This is a genomic window from Bacillus sp. 17RED48, from assembly GCF_019837545.1.
Classification (GTDB): domain Bacteria; phylum Bacillota; class Bacilli; order Bacillales; family Bacillaceae_G; genus Bacillus_A; species Bacillus_A wiedmannii.
On the sequence record NZ_JADAXG010000007.1, the window covers coordinates 58381 to 74943 of the forward strand.

A 16563-nucleotide genomic window follows, 5' to 3' on the forward strand; every position below is an offset into this window, starting at 1 on the left:
TTATTATTCGCTAAAAGATAGCAAGTGAAAAGTACGCACTTTTTATGTACATAGTCGCATATTTCGTACTAATCACTATTCATGCGGATATGCAATGTGAAAAAAGATTTGTGATGTCAGAGGAGAGGTGTGAAAAATGGATTTACAAGAACCGAAGTTAAAAGGAGTAATAGCGACATTACAAATAATTGGTGGGAAATGGAAACCACTTATTTTGTTTATATTATTAACAGACGGAACAAAACGGTTTGGTGAATTAAAGCGATTAATACCAGATATATCTCAAGGGACGTTAGCGAAGCAATTGCGTGAATTAGAGCAAGATCAACTAATAAAACGAGAAATTTATCAAGAAATACCACCTAAAGTGGAATATAGTTTATCTAAACATGGAAAAACAGTAAGTACTGTGTTAGATAGCATGTGTGGTTGGGGAAGAAGACATTTAGAATATATTAATGAAGATGAACTGTAAATATATTATGTAAACTGAAATGTATAAAGCTGCTATTTCGATAATTTGTATTTTATAATATACTGAATTAAATGATGTTATCGTACATATTTTCTTTTAATTGTAGTGGGATGAATTTATGTATTACTCGAAGTAAGTAGTCGTTTGGGATTGAAAGATGCGTACCAGATATAAAAGGAGATTAATAAGAATATAAACTATGAGTCTATTTCGATGATGATCAGGATTAAACATTTCATGCACATTAACAAAGGGGAAATAATGAAATGAACGAATTAGAGTACAAAAACTTTTATGATAAAGTAGGAAGATTAAATGGATGGGATTTTAGTAAAATAAAATGTGAAACTGTAGGAGATACATGGGACTTTTATGGAGAGGTAAAAGAAAGATGCAAGCAATCACATATATTACTTGATGTTGGTACAGGTGGAGGAGAGAATGTACTTAACATAGCATCTTCGGCTAAATTGTTAATTGGAATAGATAATTCTAACGGAATGATAGAAACAGCACATTCTAACTTGAAAAAATCAGGTGTACAAAATGTTGAGTTTCTTCAAATGGATTCTGAAGCTTTAGTGTTTCCGCATGCGCATTTTGATATAGCTTCAAGTTGTCATGCACCGTTTATAGCATCTGAATTAGCAAAAGTAATGAAAAAAGGTGCTATTTTCTTAACACAACAAGTTAGCGAACATGATAAATTGAACTTGAAAGAAGCATTTGGAAGAGGGCAATGCTTAGGCGAAAAAGATGGAATTTTAAAAGAAAAGTATATGAGGGAACTTATTCATGCAGGATTTGAATTCGTGCAAGTACGTGAATATAATATTACTGATTATTACAGTACGCCTGAAGATCTTATTTTCTTGTTAAAACATACGCCTATTATTCCTAGATTTGGAGAAGAGGAAGAGGATTTTACTATTTTACAAAAGTTCATTGATGCAAATAGTTCTGAAAAAGGGATTCGTACGAATTCAAAAAGGTTTATGATTATTGCTGTTAAATTATAATGTGTTATAGATTAAAAGCTGCTTTTCTTTAAAAAAAGCAGCTTTTTGTGTGGAAAAGAAGGTTATACAAGATGGTCTTCATTACTAGAGATTGGAGTTAAGGACCTGGGTATAGAAATAAATTATAAAGTCTGCTGGCATGCGAGAGGTACAACAACGGTTAATATTGTAAGAGGTATGCATAAGGACGAAACATTGGGATTATCCGAAAGTTATAGTAGAAGAAATAAGAAAACATCGGTAAAGTTAAATCCAAAAGGTTGATTTTTGTAATATATAAAAATCAACCTTTTGGAGCGTATGTAATATAGAAATAACGTATAGAGTAAGTAAGATTTTTACTTACAGTTTTATTTTTTAGCAGGTGTATTTCCCATCGCGATAGAAATTCTATTCCAACTATTAATTTGATTAATAATCAAGACAAGGTCAATATATTGTTTTTCATCATAATGTTCACATACTCGTTTGTATAGGGAATTAGGAACTCTTTTAGTAGGAATTAGTGTAATATGTTCAGCTAGTTCAATAGCGACCTTTTCTTCTTCTGTATAAAAAGTACATTCATCCCAAGTACTTAAGCAATAAATCCTTTGTTCAGTTTCTCCCATTTTTCGCGCATCAGATGTATGTAAATCTAAGCAGTAAGCACAACCATTGATCTGAGAAACTCTAATTTTAATAAGCTCTCTAGTCATTCGATTAATCGTTGATTGCTTTGTGTACTTTTCCATGTCCATCATAATTTTCATAGCATTAGGTGCAGCATCATAGTAAGAAATTCTTTGGTTCACAAAACATCACTCCTTTAGCTTAAGATATTGTTCATTATATCTTGATATGGTCGTTTATACCAATTATTTGAACTATAGCGCAAAACGCTTGAAGTTAAAATTTTATTGCATTAGCCGGAAATGTTAGCGTAACTGCTCTAATACAAAAGTATTATTTTGTTAATTAAAGTTTCAATCTCCAGATGGATTCTTCCTGTTAGTTTTTGAAATACAATACTAATAGATATTATGAATTTGGAGGTTTATTACAATGATTACACATATATCAGATATAAAACTACAAACGGTTTCCATAGAAGGGGTAAAACAAGTTTATAAGGACATATTATCTTTTCCAATAAAAAAAGAAACAGCATCATTTATTCAATTTGAAGTAACACCTTATACAACAATTAGTTTTCAAGAAGTATATGAACCAATTGCACCTGCTCACTTTGCTTTTGAGATTCCATATTCAAAATTTCTTGAAACAGTAAGATGGCTAAAGGATTCTGGATTACTCATTGTGAAATGGCAAAATGGAAATGTAATTGGTGAAGAGAATGGTTTATACAATGTATACTTTAAAGACGGGGATGGAAATCTACTCGAAATTATCGCACATAGTTATGTTAAAGAAGATGTATTAGTACCGCAGTCCCCTTTAAATATTTTATATGTAAGGGAAATCGGACTTCCTGTTAAAAGTGTACCTGTATTTACAGAATGGTTAAAATCCAATCTAAATATGAAAACGATGAAAGATGGGGATATTTTCAACTTTGTTATAGGTGGCACTGCATACATCGTTGCAACTTGGTGGCAGCGACCTTGGATCCCGATTGCGATGAAAGCTTTACCACCAAAAGTACACGTATCTTTCGGAACAACAGATCAAGCATTTTTACAGCAAATCCAAATTAACTTTAAGAAAAATAGTGTCCCATTTCAATGTAAACATAATGAAGTATCATTTATTGAGCAGGGATATGCATTTTCAATTGTGCATACACCAAATTTCCCTTCCGATATTCCTAGTAAATTAAACTTACCACTTTCTATTTAAGGATAGAAAGTGGTAAGTTTTTTATATTTTCGTGGAGAAGGGTTTCAGCATAATTACACTGAATTTATAGGGGAGTATAATGTGTCAGCTTAATTTACAGTAAGGAGAGAAATGAATTGAATTTAGGAAATCCGATAGCTAAAGGGAATACAGCAGAAATCTATCTCTATAATACTAAGGTTGTAAAATTATTTAATGAATATCTGCCTGATACAGAGTCTATGAATGAAGCAAAAAAACAAAAATATGCTTATTCATGTGGACTATCAGTTCCGAACGTATTTGAAGTGACAAAGATAAAAAATAGACAGGCAATTATTATGGAATACGTAAAAGGTGACAGTATGGGGGATCTCCTGCTTAATAATCTAAATGAGGCAGAGCATTACATAAATATTTGTGTTAATGAACAAAAAAAAGATTCATGCCATACGTGTGAATACGGATGAAATGGAAGCGATGGGGGAAAGGTTAGAGCTTCAAATTAAATATGTACATAAATTGGATGAAAAACAAAAGGAAAGTATATTGAATAAGTTATATTCAATCAAATTTGAACCTAGATTATGCCATGGTGATTTCCATCCATCTAATCTAATTTTGAGTGAAAAGAATGTAAATATTATAGACTGGGTAGATGCTTGTTCAGGTGATATTCGTGCAGATGTGTTTCGTACATATTTATTGTATGCGCAGTCTTATATAGAATTAGCGGAAATGTATTTGCGAATATATTGCAGTAATACCGATCTAACAAGAGATGAGATCTTTCAATGGGCTCCTATTATGATTGGAGCTAGATTTTCAGAGAAAGTATCTCCGCAAAATGAAGTGGATTTAAACAAATTATTGAATCAGTATTTATAAGTAATAAAACAAAGGTTGTCTAGTAGCCAATTAATAAATGCTGTTGTTAAACTAAGTTTCCTTGTAGTTAAACAATAGCATTTTTAAACATTGATATAGGTATATTTAGTTTCGATCTTCATCCTATAAAGATTTATTATCCGTATTTGTTCCTCAGTTAATTCTTCTTTACCCCAATACATATGCATTAAGCTATATTCAAAAATCTCCTTTAATTTTATAAACAATGGAAACTTGTCTATCATCTCTTTAGGGAGTTCATTTTCTTCTTTATATCCTTCAAATAGTGCTTTTGTAATAGAATGCTCATAGTTAACGATATTCCCATTTCCAGCAAATGAATATTCTATCGCACTATAAATAGGAACGGCTAAATCAAATATGTAAAAATGTTTTTCGCAGTCTTGAAAATCAATCATTGTTATGTTTGAATTGTTTTCAACTAATATATTTTCCAGCCATAAATCTCCGTGAATTAAGCCGTAATTGGAAGTGGATTTTTGTAGCTCTTTTATAGAAGTTAAAACGTCAGATGCAATTTCTCTTATAGTAGTTTCTTCTTTAGAGATATACTTAAGAAAATTATATTCTTCATTTTCATACCAATCGTTTATATGTTTAACCGGATTAGTCTGTTCAAAGCTTCTAGAAATGCGATGTAATTTTCCAATTTGTTTACCAAGCTTTTTAAATATATTTGAATTCCAATCACACCTCGGTAAATGTATACCAGGAGCAGCTTTATATAATACAGCAAAAATCTCCTTGTCTAATGGAAACTTTTCTACAAAATTTCCTTGTAAAGAAGGGATTATTGGTGGAACACCTAAGCCATTTTGATATAAAAAATTCGTATATGTAACTTCTTCTAATTGTTCTGCATATGTTTTGTAGTTTGTAATTCTAATGAAATAAGTACCTTGTTGTGCGTTACATTGATACATTTCATTCGTTATGGGTTTAATGTTAATAAAATTTAATGGATATCGTTCATTTATTAATTGGAGTATTTCTTTTTCTAGCTCGTTCATTGTAACTTCCTTTCCAAACTTTAATTTTTTATTTGAGAACTAAAAGATTCTTAATATACAACATTCGTGTTTTATTTTTGATATCCTTTAAAATGAAGCATGAAGTAATGAATGGCTCATGTTATAAAACACAAGAAATATCAAAAGAAAGAAATGACTCTCTTTTATACTTATAAATAAGGAGTGAAGTAAATGTATGAACATATACAGCAAATGATTGATTGGATTGAGAGCAATTTAAAAGAAGAATTTTCATTAAATGAATTATCGCGTTATATGGGTTATTCTCCGTATTACTGTTCTTTTAGATTTCACCAAGTAACAGGCATGAGTATAAGGCGTTATATTCTTTTAAGAAGGCTGTATTTATCTACGGGGGATTTGATGAATGATAGAAAGATAATAGATATTGCATTGGATTACAATTATTCTTCGCAAGAGGCTTATAGTAGAGCTTTCAAAAATGTTTTTGGAATGAATCCAAGAGAATTCCAACTTAACAAAATGCCTATTCAATCATTTATTAAACTAAAAATAGAAGAGGAGTTAAAAATGAATATTTCTAGAAAATTAGAGGTTGAGCAGTTACGTAGCAATAATAATGAGTTGTTTGATAAAGATGTATTAAACATATTGAATGGTCAAATGATGTATGAAGAATTTAAAACGGAGAAGCTAATGGGTGAGTCTGATTATGCCCCATTTAACGAAGCGATGTGTGTAAACACGGCTACTACACAAGTTTTTAATGAAGAATTTATTAAAACAAGAGCAGAAGGACATAATAGTTCAGTAGAAAGTTATACAAAAAAAGTTATAGATCCGTTAGAAAATCTTTTTACGAAAAAGTATAAATGCATTGTTTTATGGTTTGGTGAAGATATGTTCTGCCAAATGAACTTACTTACCATACTTTCATACTTAGAACAATCTTGTTATGAAGGGAAGGTATACTTAAATAGCTTCAGAGAAGATGAATTTAAAGTAAGTCAACTTGAACTGGAATTAGGAAATTATTCTTCTATATACGATGAAGTAGTAGTGAATCATAAAAAAACATCCTATAAAGTACCACCTGTAATCTATCAAGCTATAGACTTATATTTAAATATGTTAAAAGAAGATAATATCGTAGTAAAATTCATCTCTAAAAATAAAGATTTATCAACTCGAGAATTATTAACAAAGTTGTTTAAACTCTTTTCGACAATCGGATATGGTGATTCTCAGTACATAGAACTAATAAATAAAATAAAGAAGAAAGCTGAACCTAAAATATAGGAACAGCTTCTTTCTTACAATTGTTCAAATGACTCTAATTCGCTCTCTACAAATAACATTAGTTCTTTAATTGTTTCACCAGAAAAATCAAAATGAATTCCAGCTGCTTCATATACTTCCGTTAAAGATCTAGAGCTACCTAATGATAAAGCCTTTTTATAATTTTCTATTGCTTGTTTAGGATTTTCTTTATATTGTTTATACATTTGTAGTGCACCAAGTTGTGCGATAGCATATTCGATGTAATAGAATGGTATTTCGAATATGTGTAGTACAGGTAACCAACCAGTTGCAATCCAATTTTCATACCCTTCAATATTTACGACGTTCGATTGGTAAGTGTTATGTAATTCTAAATACTTTGCATTTCTTTCTTTAGCAGTATGATTAGGATTCTCATACATCCAATGTTGGAATTGATCAACGATAAGCATTTGTGGTAAGTACTTAACAATATCTATAAAGAAATCTAATTTTGCTTTTATAAATTCTTCAGTATTCTCATAAAATGTATCCCAATACTCCATCGAAAATAATTCCATTGTCATGCTAGCGAGTTCTGCTGATTCAGAAGGGATTTCCAAATATTTTTGAAGTTCTAACTGCTTCATACATTCATTATGAATACTATGACCCATTTCATGGAGGAAAGTAGTAACATCATAATGTGTATGATTGAGATTCATAAAAACGAAAGATAATCGAGAAGCAGGTAAATATTCGCAAAATCCTCCTGGTCCTTTTCCTTTACGACTTTCTAAATCTAAGCAATTATTTTTACACATACGGTCCAGTAACCTAGAAAATTCGGGATCTAGTTTGTGTAAAATATGAGAACTTTTTTCGATTAATTCACTGGCGTCTTCGATAGGTTTTAATGCTTTTTGATTTGGTGCGGTTGCTTTTAGATCCCATGGACGAAGACTATCTACTTGAAGTTCAGATGTTTTCTCATTAAATATTTTATTGATAAGTGGTACTACGTATTTACGAATAGATTCAGCAAGTTCATAGCAATCCTCAGGTGTATAATCAAAACGTTCATGTTTTTTAAACATATAATCACGATAATTATCTAATTGAATGTTTTTCGCTTTTTGGTGACGTATTACGATTAATTCATTTAATATCTGTTGTAATGTATCTTCAACAGATAAGAATGTTTCAGAAATGAGTGTTTTCGCTTTTTTTCGTATATTACGATCCGGATCTTGTAAGTAAGACTGTAGTTCAGTAATTGTTTTTTCTTCACCGTCCCATAGTGCAGTTAAACCACCTGTAATTTCGAAGTACTCGGTTACTAGTTTGTCTTCGTCTACTTCTAAATCAATGTTCTTTTCACAAAATAAAGTCTGCGCATTCTTTATTTTTTTATCTAGTAAGCTATACGTTTTTGGATCAAGTTCCATTCGAAAAGGGGACTCTAAATATTTATTATCAAATGAATTTTGATAACGTTTCAAAAGAGGCCTGACAAATTGTTGGTCATATTCAAAAGTATCTTTTATTTTTTTATTATCTGTACTACATTGAAAGGCGATATAGTGAGATGTTAATTGTTCTTCAATTTCCCAAATGAATGTAGATTGTTTTTTTAACCAATTTTCAAGTTCTAGTTTTGAAGAAATCACTTCATTTTCTAAAGTAGAAAGAGTGTTTTCTAATTCTAGAACGTTACTAATATCAATCGTATTTAAGCGCTGCATGACATATCCCTCACTTTTTATTTATTCATGGAGATATTCTTCTTTTTCACTGTAATTCCTTTTTTACCCAAAAAATTTGTGCCTATTACACCAAAAATAATCATTATTGTACCAATGATATGAAAATAAGAAATTTGCTCGTGTAAAAAAATAACGCCTGCGATAATTGTAATAAGTGTAGATAAGTTACTAAAAACACTTATTTTAGCGGCTTCAATGTATGATAAGGAATAATTTAATAGCAATGCCGTCAGCAAGGAAGATAGTAACCCTAAATATAAGATGGAGATAAGAAATGTTCCATTCGTAAACGGTTTAAAGTATGCCGTTATAGTACCTTTGCTTATATGGCTGGCGATTGCGATTAAATTAAAGCTAATAAAGCCGATTACTGTCATTGTGTAAGTTAAATCCATTAGTTTGAATTTCTTCGTCATTTTTCGAGCTAACACATTATAGAAAGCAGATGATAATGCCGATAGCAAAATAAGAATAACACCTATGAAACTAGTTTCATGAGTCCTTATACCATTCATGATAAATATATAAATGACACCGATAACAGAAATGAGTACAGATATTTTTTGCCATGTATTTGTATACTCTTTTAAAAAATAGGAAGCTAACATCATCGTAAATATAGGAATAGCCGCTTGTATAATTCCAGCTTCGGATGAACTTGTATACACTAAGCCAAATGCTTGGAAAGCAAAAAATAGTGCTGGATAAAATATTGCAAGTGGTAAAAGGGGAAGTATATTTTTGAATGACATATTTAACTTTACGAAACCGAAAACAATGGGAATGCTTGCTGCTATGAAAGCAATTGTAAAACGATGAGCAAGGGTATCAAGTGGGCTTGTAACAGTTAATGCTAATTTCACAAACATAAAGGAGAATCCAATAATAAATGAATAGAGTAAAGCTGATAAATATGCCTTTGTTGTAAGTTTCATAATTTCACCTCATAGTAATTGATTTCTTACTGGCCAGTATACGTACATAGTAATCTTTATGATCTAGTGCTACAATGTGAATAATCACAAACTGTACCGGTACAAATTAAATGTTGAGGTGGTAATGATGTATAAGTATTTACATGTTTTCAACGACTTAGAAAGTATGATTCAAAATGGGGAGATAAAAGAAGGAAAGAAACTACCGTCTATTCGGACACTCGTTACGAAATATGAATGCAATAAGGCGACAGTAATACGAGCGCTACATGAATTAGAAAAGCGTCATATTATTTATTCCGTCCCTCAAAGTGGATACTACGTTGTTCGAAAATCAGGGGAGGTTGTAGAAAATGAAGAGATAATTGATTTTGCTTCCTCAGCACCAGATCCAGATGTTTTTCCATATGTAGATTTTCAACATTGTATAAATAAAGCCATTGATACATATAAAAATGACTTGTTCGTATATGGTACGCCAAAAGGTTTACCGTCTTTAATTCCGGTTATTCAACAACAACTGGTAAACTATCAAGTCTTCACTAAAGAAGAAAATATTTTTATAACGTCAGGTGTACAGCAGGCGCTAGCAATATTAACTTCTATACCATTTCCAAATGAAAATGAAACGATATTAATTGAACAACCAACATATCATCTATATATTGAATATCTAGAAATAAACAAAATTCCTGTAATTGGTATTAAACGTACGAATGAAGGTATTGACTTAAATGAATTGGAACGCATTTTTCGAACAGGTAAAATAAAATTCTTTTATACAATACCAAGATATCATCATCCGCTCGGAACTTCTTATTCTAAAGATGAGAAAGAAAAAATTGTGTTATTGGCTAAGAAATATAATGTATATATAGTTGAAGATGATTATTTAGCAGATTTAGAAATGGATTCAAAAGCAGATCCGTTATATAGCTTGGATAATGGGAATCATGTCATATATTTGAAAAGTTATTCAAAGATTATTTTTCCAGGTTTACGAGTGGGCATAGCAGTAATCCCACCGGTAATAGCGAATGCTTTCCATACATATAAAAAGATTTTAGATATCGATAGCCCGATGATATCCCAAGCTGCTTTAGAAATTTATATAAAGAGTGGCATGTTTGAACGTCATAAAAATAAAATTAAATCTTCCTATCACGATAGATCTAAAAAACTAGCAGAAACATTAGAAATAACTCATAGTGAAAACCCGCTTTTATTCACATATAAAAAGCAAAATACAATTGGAATCCACACTTGTTTAAAATTATACAAAACGAGTATTTCCGAAATGTTTTTCCATAGATTAAATGAAATGCAAATAAGTATTGATGCGATTGATAAAAATTATTTGAGAGGTTTTCCGAAAGATAGACTATTAAAGTTAAACGTATCGAATGTGAAGGAAGATAGGATTGAAGAAGGAATTCGTAAAGTAATTGAGGAAATCAAACAAGTGGAACGTATAACCTTTCAATTTAAAAAAGAAAAAAATGAATAAGGGGGTTTGTTGTGAGACGCAAAATAATTCTCTTGTTTGTGTGTATCGCTATAATAATTGGAGCTATAGTTGTGACTAAATATTATAAAAAAGATGACCAATGCATTGCGGTTGGTAAGTATTCAAGAGGTATTATCGTAAATCAAAATAACGAACCTATATCTAATGTGAAAATTTATGAAGATTCAATCGAAAGTAAGGAACGCAGTATTTCAAATACACAAGGCGAATTTGAAATACTAAATGGAGTTTGTGGTGAGATTGTATTACAATTAGTTACTCCAGATGGTGAAACCTATACGAGGAAATATGATAGTAATCATATACCGGAAGTGATAGAACTGAGTAATAAAAAGTAATAGAAATTATATGAAATCATTACAAGGAAAATGTGTAGAATTAATATTTTTTAGAGCACTCAATAGCTGAGTGCTCTTTTTATTTAGGACATAAGTAATATAAATGGAAATAAATTACCAATAAATGATAACTTTAAAGTGTAGCATTTATTTTGAATAGGAGGGTGATCGAGTCTATGGCAGTACGTTTAGTCGATGATTTACAGCAACTATCGTTGTTACTAATGTTTTTAAGTACATTTATATTTTACAGATATTTAAAAAAAGTAAGACGAGAGAGAAATTTGACTGGTTTTGAATGGACAATGTATTTTGTCACTCAATTTGCGACAGTAATTTGGACAATTACTTATTTTATTAAACACTTAGCTGAATCGTAATTTCTATTCATTCAATCTAGTTTCCTGTTATCTATTAGGGATATAAATATAGTCCGTATCTAAATCAATGACAACATCGCTCATGACGTCTTCTTGTAGTAATTTTGGGGGTTTTTCATAATGGTACTGTACACAAAATAAGCTTAGAAGATCTTCATTAGATATCTCTTCATTTTTTACATGTAAATACATTCTTCTTAATTCGTTTAGAGAACAGTTACGGCCAATAACATACTCATTTATTCTATATCCATCAAATTCAATTATCATATTATCACTGTTGGTTGCTAGCCAACATTATAGCTTGAATTTTAGATGAATCTATTATACATTGTTTGAAATTTAGTGAGAATATATTTTTATATAATGTGAGGGTTATAAATGGAACAAAATAAATTAGTTTTAGTAGGATCAAAACGTCTTAAGTGGGAAACATGTAAAATTAAGTCTATACAGGATGAGGAAATTATTATTAAAACAATTGCAGGTGCAATAAGTATTGGAGCAGAGTTACCGCAGTATAAAGAATCTGATGTTACAGATACAAATCCTATGTATCCAAGAAAAACTGGATATGAAAGTTATGGTGAAGTTATTCAAGTTGGTAATAAAGTAACAAATTTAAACGTAGGTGATAAAGTAGTTTCTTTTTATGGGCATGAAACGGTAGGAATAGTTAAAGGGGATAAAGTAATTCGAGTGCCTAGTTATATAAAATCTAAAGTTGCTTTATTATCTATTCTTTCGTGTGATGTTGCTAAAGGGGTATTGAAGCTAGACCCGCGACGGGATGAAAAAGTACTCATTACTGGAATGGGAGTTATCGGTTTACTCGCTTGTTATTTTTTAAAATACTATGTAGGTGTTGAGCATGTGGATGTTGTTGAGCCTAATAAAAATAGAAGAGAATTTGCAAAGAAGTTTGGTGCGAAAAACCTCTTTGATTCGGAAGAGAAACTTATAGATACGTATAATTACGGTTTGGAATGTTCTGCTACAAATAGAGGGTTTCACACATTGCAAAAGGTTATTAAAAGTAATGGGGCTATATGTATTCTTTCTGATGGTAATATAGAAAACTTAACATTAATCGCCGACTTTTATCGAAAAGAATTGCAAATCATTGGTTCAAGTGACGGATATGATTATCAAAAACATGCAGATTGGTTTTTTAATCAAATAGAACAGACGCCATGGATAGAAGAGATTTTTCAACATGAAATTCATTATACTGCTCTTGAAAAATGTTTTGAGGAATTAAGTGAGCGGATAATTACTCCTTTAAAAGTATTTGTCTCATATGAATAAAATGACCACGTACTGGTCACGTAGCTCACATATATTTCGTCACTAATATGATAACAAAACGAGGAGTAGCATGTACGGGGATTTTTATTGGGTACAACGGGTTGCGTAAACAGAGAAGGATTCTTGCTCTTTCATTATGTACAAATAGTATATTATCTTTCTCAATGTACATATTAAGTAAAGTGTTTAATATCATGTACATAAAAGGCGGGGTAATATGGATGAAAATAAGAAAAATGAAGAATTGAGTAAATTTAAGAAACAATGGTTTAATGAAGATAATCAACCAGTAGCTGGTATAGAGTTAGCATTACCGCCTGATATAGGCAGCATGTTAGACTCCAAATCAGTTGATGATAAAAGTGGAGAGAGTAATAATGAATAAGTTTAATCTATGCATCCATGTGGGTGCTTTTTATTTTTTTGACAATGGAAGATGGATCATCAAACCCTTATTGAAAAAAGATTGATCAAAATAGATTGTTTTTCAGTATATGTAAGTTTGATTTTTACAAAAAAGTTTAATTAAAATGCATTTAGAATGCTATATGAAATGGGAATGCTAGTAACATTCACCATTAAAGGATTGGGCAATTATGAATATAATTTGGGAAAGTATTATTTTAATTCTTACTGGAATGATTGCATTAAAAATGACAGGTAGTAATTCTGTTAGCCAAATGACGAGAGCTGAAATAATTATAGTAGTTTCCATTGGACGTATTATTGTAGAGCCTGTATTAAGTAGGAAAGTAGTCCCATCTATATTTGCAGCTGTAATATTTGCAAGCATACTTCTTATCATTCATTTTTTTGAATTGAAATCAAAGAAGGTGGAGCAATTCCTAAATGGCAGTAGCATTGTAATTGTTGAAAACGGAGAAATTGTAAAAGAGAATTTGATGAAAGCAAAAATGTCGGAACAACAACTATATATGCAATTAAGAGAAAAAGGAATTCATGATTTAAAGAGTTTGCAGCAAGTTACAGCTGAACCGAATGGGCGTATTGGTTATCAATTAATAGAGAAAGCTCAACCGATAACTTTAGAAATGTTAGAAAAAATATTAGATCAATACAATATAAAAAGATAATTTCTCTTGAGAAAAGCTAATACTACAACGGAAGTATTGGCTTTTATGTTTTTCTACAAAAACATAAGGGTTAATAAAAAAGAGTGGGTTTTACACCAATCTTTAAAATAGATATAGGCCTATTATTATGCTATATTCAATGGAGCTATAGTGACTATGGTAAATATTTTGAATAGAAGAAAGAACAACTGTATATTAACAATACACATACTATCTTGTATTAGAATCGTAAAAATTAAATTGGCACAGGGAGCCGTATTATATAGGCCTTTTATGTGATACTAAAAATGAGATAAAAATAAGGAGATAGAAACATAATGGAATTTTGGGAATCAAGTTTTATTGAGAAACAAACGATGTGGGGATTTGAACCTACAGAATCTGCAATTTTGACAAAAGATTTTTTTCTGGAAAAGAGCGTTAAAGATATATTAGTTCCAGGTATTGGATACGGTAGAAACGCAAAGGTGTTTATCGAAAATGGTATAAATGTAACAGGTATTGAAATTTCAAAAACAGCCATCGATTTAGCAAAACAAAACGGACTAGAAGATGTTCGTATGTATCACGATTCGGTAAACGAAATGCCTTTTGATAATAAACTTTATGATGGGATATTTAGTCATGCACTTCTTCATTTGTTAAATGAGCAGGAAAGAGAGAAATTTATTAAAGATTGTTATAATCAATTAAAACCAGGTGGATATATGGTTTTCACAACTGTTTCTAAAAAAGCTCCAATGTACGGAAAAGGAAAACAGTTGGATAAAGACTATTATGAAGTAATGGAAGGCGTAAAAATGTTCTTCTATGATTCTGAATCTATAAAACAAGATTTTAATAAATATGGACTAGTACAAGTTTCAGAAATTGATGAGCCAAATAAGATCATGGAAAATAAACCTTCAATCAATTTTTTAATGCTCCAATGTAAGAAAGAACTATAAATAAAAGTTATTAAATATTATTAAAGATGTTTATATATTGATTATGCACAATTAAAAAGGACAAGCATATAATATAAATACCTATTAACTTTAAGTAACCTTAACTTTCGTTAATAGGGCATCTCAAAATCCCCAAAAAGAGCACTTGCGGAAACAAGTGCTCTTTTATTTTTTTGTTTATTAAAGAAGATTATATTTCGTTCAACTAATATGGAATTTAAAACCATAAACTTTTAATAAAATGGTAAAATTAATAGGAGGATGTATAAAGGGGGCGAGGGATTTGAAACTAAAAGAGCTGGCGGATTTGTTTTTGATTAAAGAAACCATTGGAGATATGAATGTAGAAATTACGGGATTAGAAATGGATTCTAGAAAAATAACTAGTGGAAATTTATTTATATGTGTATCAGGTATCGATGGTTTTCTTGAAGATCGACATCAATTTGTTGAAAATGCAGTGAAAAATGGCGCTGTGGCGTTAATTGTAGAAAGAGATATAACTATTGAAATACCTAAAATAATTGTTAAAGATGCTAGGTATGCTATGGCAGTTATTGCGTCACATTTCTATGGTTACCCATCTAATAAAATGAAGCTAATTGGAATTACAGGAACAAATGGTAAAACAACTACTTCCTATTTACTTGAAAAAATTTTAACTGATTATGGATTTCAAACAGGGCTTATGGGGAATAACGGAGTCAAAATTGGTTCGAAATGGTATCCTACTGATATTAATACGCAAGAACCACCGATACTTCAGCGGAATTTGCAAACGATGAAAAATCATAATACAGATTATTGCGTTATGGAAGTTACGTCACAAGGTTTACATATGGAAAGAGTTAAAGGATGTAACTTTAAAACTGCGGTTTTCACAAATTTAACGCAAGATCATTTGGATTATCATGGTACATTTGAGGAATATAAACATGTAAAAGGTCTTCTTTTTTCAAGATTGGGAAATGATTTTTCTACTACAGATAAAAAAATTGCTATTTTGAATGCAGACGATCCATCGGTAGAATACTTTAAAAAAATTACTTCAGCTGAAGGTATCACATATGGAATACATAATGAAGCAGATGTTCAAGCGAAGGATATTACTTTAAGTTCAAAAGGAATACAGTTTTTAGTTTCTGCCTTTAATGGAGAAATAAAAGTTAATCTAAATCTCGTAGGCCGCTTTAATGTTTATAATGCATTAGCAGCAATAACAGCTGCATTGGTTGAAGGTATTCCGCCTACAAATATTAGTGACAGCTTATCTGATTTAAAGAGCATTGAAGGTAGAATGGAAATTATAGACGAAAACCAAGATTTCCTTGTAATAGTGGACTATGCTCATACGCCCGATGCGTTAGAAAATGTCCTTACTACAATTAGCGAGTTTTCAAAAGGTAAAATCATTACTGTTTTCGGCTGCGGTGGGGATAGAGATGAAAAAAAACGACCTATAATGGGTGAAATTGCTGGAAGTTATAGCGATTTTGTTTATATTACTTCTGATAATCCACGTTCGGAAGACCCGCAGTCAATAATGAAAGATATTGAAAAAGGATTTTCACAGAATAATAATTTGAATTATAAAGTAGAAGTAGATCGTGAACTTGCCATAAAACATGCAATAAACATGGCATCTTCTAATGATATTGTTTTGATTGCAGGGAAAGGGCATGAAACATATCAAATTTTAAAGGATTTGACTATTCATTTTGATGATAAAGAAAAAGCTCGACAAGCAATTATAAATAATAAATAGATTATCTTTTAGAAAAGACTAGATTAGAT

At 30.7% G+C, this 16563-nt stretch carries 17 protein-coding genes and 2 pseudogenes; 14 read left to right on the forward strand and 5 right to left on the reverse strand.

Going from position 1 to position 16563, the window contains the following annotated elements; all coding sequences use genetic code 11:
* Window positions 1–136: 136 nt before the first annotated feature.
* From ILT06_RS23380 to ILT06_RS23390, 3 genes and pseudogenes are all read left to right on the forward strand, one after another.
* Window positions 137–475 carry a winged helix-turn-helix transcriptional regulator gene (locus tag ILT06_RS23380; RefSeq protein WP_088047089.1) on the forward strand — a complete coding sequence of 113 codons (339 nt, stop codon included), beginning with the start codon at window positions 137–139 and terminating at the stop codon, window positions 473–475.
* Between the two features lie 266 nt (window positions 476–741).
* Window positions 742–1494: a class I SAM-dependent methyltransferase gene (locus ILT06_RS23385; RefSeq protein WP_064475315.1), complete on the forward strand. Its 753-nt coding sequence runs from the start codon at window positions 742–744 to the stop codon at window positions 1492–1494.
* Between the two features lie 42 nt (window positions 1495–1536).
* A pseudogene (locus ILT06_RS23390) lies at window positions 1537–1704 on the forward strand (alpha/beta hydrolase); the annotation flags it as partial.
* 140 nt (window positions 1705–1844) lie between these two features.
* Here the strand turns inward: ILT06_RS23390 and ILT06_RS23395 are convergent.
* Window positions 1845–2288 carry a carboxymuconolactone decarboxylase family protein gene (locus ILT06_RS23395; RefSeq protein ID WP_064475317.1) on the reverse strand — a complete coding sequence of 148 codons (444 nt, stop codon included), beginning with the start codon at window positions 2286–2288 and terminating at the stop codon, window positions 1845–1847.
* A 250-nt stretch (window positions 2289–2538) separates the two neighbouring features.
* Between ILT06_RS23395 and ILT06_RS23400 the strand changes: the two genes are divergently transcribed.
* The gene (locus ILT06_RS23400) at window positions 2539–3333 is read left to right on the forward strand and encodes a VOC family protein (RefSeq protein ID WP_064475318.1); all 795 of its coding nucleotides are present in this window, start codon (window positions 2539–2541) and stop codon (window positions 3331–3333) included.
* A 116-nt stretch (window positions 3334–3449) separates the two neighbouring features.
* Window positions 3450–4200, forward strand: a pseudogene (locus ILT06_RS23405) (aminoglycoside phosphotransferase family protein).
* 83 nt (window positions 4201–4283) lie between these two features.
* Here ILT06_RS23405 and ILT06_RS23410 read toward each other — a convergent pair.
* Window positions 4284–5231 carry a phosphotransferase enzyme family protein gene (locus tag ILT06_RS23410; RefSeq protein ID WP_064475319.1) on the reverse strand — a complete coding sequence of 316 codons (948 nt, stop codon included), beginning with the start codon at window positions 5229–5231 and terminating at the stop codon, window positions 4284–4286.
* A 192-nt stretch (window positions 5232–5423) separates the two neighbouring features.
* Between ILT06_RS23410 and ILT06_RS23415 the strand changes: the two genes are divergently transcribed.
* On the forward strand, window positions 5424–6512 hold the full coding sequence (locus tag ILT06_RS23415) for a helix-turn-helix domain-containing protein (RefSeq protein ID WP_154131493.1): 1089 nt from the start codon (window positions 5424–5426) through the stop codon (window positions 6510–6512).
* Between the two features lie 14 nt (window positions 6513–6526).
* Here ILT06_RS23415 and ILT06_RS23420 read toward each other — a convergent pair whose 3' ends face one another.
* Window positions 6527–8218: a M3 family oligoendopeptidase gene (locus ILT06_RS23420; RefSeq protein WP_064475321.1), complete on the reverse strand. Its 1692-nt coding sequence runs from the start codon at window positions 8216–8218 to the stop codon at window positions 6527–6529.
* 17 nt (window positions 8219–8235) lie between these two features.
* On the reverse strand, window positions 8236–9174 hold the full coding sequence (locus ILT06_RS23425; protein WP_064475322.1) for a DMT family transporter: 939 nt from the start codon (window positions 9172–9174) through the stop codon (window positions 8236–8238).
* Window positions 9175–9301: 127 nt separating this feature from the next.
* Here ILT06_RS23425 and ILT06_RS23430 point away from each other — a divergent pair, with 127 nt between their 5' ends.
* The 3 genes from ILT06_RS23430 (at window position 9302) to ILT06_RS23440 (ending at window position 11420) form a co-directional block, all read left to right on the forward strand.
* Window positions 9302–10681: an aminotransferase-like domain-containing protein gene (locus ILT06_RS23430; protein ID WP_064475323.1), complete on the forward strand. Its 1380-nt coding sequence runs from the start codon at window positions 9302–9304 to the stop codon at window positions 10679–10681.
* An 11-nt stretch (window positions 10682–10692) separates the two neighbouring features.
* A complete protein-coding gene (locus ILT06_RS23435; protein WP_064475324.1) occupies window positions 10693–11040 on the forward strand; it encodes a hypothetical protein in 348 nt (115 codons plus the stop codon).
* 176 nt (window positions 11041–11216) lie between these two features.
* A complete protein-coding gene (locus ILT06_RS23440; RefSeq protein ID WP_064475325.1) occupies window positions 11217–11420 on the forward strand; it encodes a hypothetical protein in 204 nt (67 codons plus the stop codon).
* A 27-nt stretch (window positions 11421–11447) separates the two neighbouring features.
* Here ILT06_RS23440 and ILT06_RS23445 read toward each other — a convergent pair whose 3' ends face one another.
* Window positions 11448–11690 carry a hypothetical protein gene (locus tag ILT06_RS23445; protein WP_081257247.1) on the reverse strand — a complete coding sequence of 81 codons (243 nt, stop codon included), beginning with the start codon at window positions 11688–11690 and terminating at the stop codon, window positions 11448–11450.
* A gap of 111 nt (window positions 11691–11801) precedes the next feature.
* Between ILT06_RS23445 and ILT06_RS23450 the strand changes: the two genes are divergently transcribed.
* The 5 genes from ILT06_RS23450 (at window position 11802) to ILT06_RS23470 (ending at window position 16534) form a co-directional block, all read left to right on the forward strand.
* Window positions 11802–12728 (forward strand): zinc-dependent alcohol dehydrogenase, encoded by a 927-nt coding sequence (locus ILT06_RS23450; protein ID WP_064475326.1) that lies wholly within the window; start codon window positions 11802–11804, stop codon window positions 12726–12728.
* A gap of 217 nt (window positions 12729–12945) precedes the next feature.
* Window positions 12946–13113, forward strand: a complete 168-nt coding sequence (locus tag ILT06_RS23455; protein ID WP_048560991.1) for a hypothetical protein — start codon at window positions 12946–12948, stop codon at window positions 13111–13113.
* A 211-nt stretch (window positions 13114–13324) separates the two neighbouring features.
* Complete coding sequence (locus ILT06_RS23460; RefSeq protein WP_064475327.1) at window positions 13325–13822, forward strand: DUF421 domain-containing protein; 498 nt, start codon at window positions 13325–13327, stop codon at window positions 13820–13822.
* 317 nt (window positions 13823–14139) lie between these two features.
* Complete coding sequence (locus ILT06_RS23465) at window positions 14140–14769, forward strand: class I SAM-dependent methyltransferase (protein WP_064475328.1); 630 nt, start codon at window positions 14140–14142, stop codon at window positions 14767–14769.
* Between the two features lie 283 nt (window positions 14770–15052).
* On the forward strand, window positions 15053–16534 hold the full coding sequence (locus ILT06_RS23470; protein ID WP_064475329.1) for a UDP-N-acetylmuramoyl-L-alanyl-D-glutamate--2,6-diaminopimelate ligase: 1482 nt from the start codon (window positions 15053–15055) through the stop codon (window positions 16532–16534).
* The last annotated feature ends 29 nt before the right edge of the window (window positions 16535–16563 follow it).

Coding starts and splice junctions, on each gene's coding strand:
- ILT06_RS23380 (WP_088047089.1), top strand. CDS start 137: ATGGATTTACAAGAACCGAAGTTAAAAGGAGTAATAGCGACATTACAA.
- ILT06_RS23385 (WP_064475315.1), top strand. CDS start 742: ATGAACGAATTAGAGTACAAAAACTTTTATGATAAAGTAGGAAGATTA.
- ILT06_RS23400 (WP_064475318.1), top strand. CDS start 2,539: ATGATTACACATATATCAGATATAAAACTACAAACGGTTTCCATAGAA.
- ILT06_RS23410 (WP_064475319.1), bottom strand. CDS start 5,231: ATGAACGAGCTAGAAAAAGAAATACTCCAATTAATAAATGAACGATAT.
- ILT06_RS23415 (WP_154131493.1), top strand. CDS start 5,424: ATGTATGAACATATACAGCAAATGATTGATTGGATTGAGAGCAATTTA.
- ILT06_RS23420 (WP_064475321.1), bottom strand. CDS start 8,218: ATGCAGCGCTTAAATACGATTGATATTAGTAACGTTCTAGAATTAGAA.
- ILT06_RS23425 (WP_064475322.1), bottom strand. CDS start 9,174: ATGAAACTTACAACAAAGGCATATTTATCAGCTTTACTCTATTCATTT.
- ILT06_RS23430 (WP_064475323.1), top strand. CDS start 9,302: ATGTATAAGTATTTACATGTTTTCAACGACTTAGAAAGTATGATTCAA.
- ILT06_RS23440 (WP_064475325.1), top strand. CDS start 11,217: ATGGCAGTACGTTTAGTCGATGATTTACAGCAACTATCGTTGTTACTA.
- ILT06_RS23445 (WP_081257247.1), bottom strand. CDS start 11,690: ATGATAATTGAATTTGATGGATATAGAATAAATGAGTATGTTATTGGC.
- ILT06_RS23450 (WP_064475326.1), top strand. CDS start 11,802: ATGGAACAAAATAAATTAGTTTTAGTAGGATCAAAACGTCTTAAGTGG.
- ILT06_RS23455 (WP_048560991.1), top strand. CDS start 12,946: ATGGATGAAAATAAGAAAAATGAAGAATTGAGTAAATTTAAGAAACAA.
- ILT06_RS23460 (WP_064475327.1), top strand. CDS start 13,325: ATGAATATAATTTGGGAAAGTATTATTTTAATTCTTACTGGAATGATT.
- ILT06_RS23465 (WP_064475328.1), top strand. CDS start 14,140: ATGGAATTTTGGGAATCAAGTTTTATTGAGAAACAAACGATGTGGGGA.